The sequence below is a fragment of the Kitasatospora sp. NPDC048365 genome (assembly GCF_043200835.1).
In the GTDB taxonomy this organism is placed as follows: domain Bacteria; phylum Actinomycetota; class Actinomycetes; order Streptomycetales; family Streptomycetaceae; genus Kitasatospora; species Kitasatospora terrestris.
The window spans coordinates 1-1,065 of the sequence record NZ_JBICYJ010000114.1 but is presented as its reverse complement, the minus strand read 5'-3'; the positions used below and the strand labels follow the sequence as shown (position 1 = coordinate 1,065).

Genomic DNA, 1,065 nt, shown 5'->3' with positions numbered 1-1,065 from the left:
TGTACTGACCACGGAGGTTGGTGACGGGGTTCACGGCGGTGTGATCTTGAAATGAGTGAGGGCCTTCTGGCCAGGTGTGGATTGCGACATCTGCACCGGCGACCAGAAAGGCCCTCATGCCACACCGTAACGCACCGCTGACCGAGACCGGACGCCTGCGCCTGGCCCGCTGCGTGGTCGAGGACGGCTGGCCGCTGCGGCGGGCCGCCGAACGCTTCCAGGTCTCGCCGACCACGGCCAAGCGCTGGGCCGACCGCTACCGTGTGCTCGGCGAGACCGGCATGACCGACCGGTCCTCGCGTCCACACCACAGCCCGCGCCGAACCCCGACCCGCACCGAGCGGCGGATCATCAAGGTCCGTCTGCTCCGTCGCTGGGGCCCGGCCCGCATCGCCTACCTCCTGCGGCTCAACCCGGCCACCGTGCACCGCGTCCTCACCCGCTACCGGCTCGCCCGCCTGGTCCACCTCGACCGCGCCACGGGCCACCCGATACGGCGCTACGAGCGTTCCGCCCCAGGCGAGTTGGTCCACGTCGACATCAAGAAGCTCGGAAACATCCCCGACGGTGGCGGACACCAGGTTCTCGGCCGCCAGGCCGGCCGCAGGACCCGCTCCGGCGTCGGCTACAGCTACCTGCACAACGCCGTCGACGACCACTCCCGCCTGGCCTATAGCGAGATCCTGCCCGACGAGCGCAAGGAGACCGCCGCGGCGTTCTGGACCCGCGCCCAGGCGTTCTTCGCCCGGGCCGGGATCACTGTCGAGCGGGTGCTGACCGACAACGGCGCCTGCTACCGCTCGCACCCCTGGCGCGACACCCTTGCGGCCGGCGGGATCGCGCACAAGCGCACCCGCCCCTACCGGCCGCAGACCAACGGCAAGGTCGAACGCTTCAACCGCACCCTGCTCGACGAGTGGGCCTACGCGAAGCCCTACCGCACCGAGCAGGAACGCCGCGACGCCTTCCCCGACTGGCTCCACACCTACAATCACCACCGCGGACACACTGCGCTCAGGGGAAAGCCACCCGCCAGCCGCGTTCCCAACCTCTGGGGTCAGAACA

The 1,065-nt window shown here is 70.1% G+C and carries 1 protein-coding gene; it reads left to right on the top strand.

Going from position 1 to position 1,065, the window contains the following annotated elements:
* Positions 1-116 precede the first annotated feature (116 nt).
* On the top strand, positions 117-1,065 hold a 949-nt coding region (locus ACGFX4_RS41370), incomplete at its 3' end, for an IS481 family transposase (protein ID WP_393086402.1).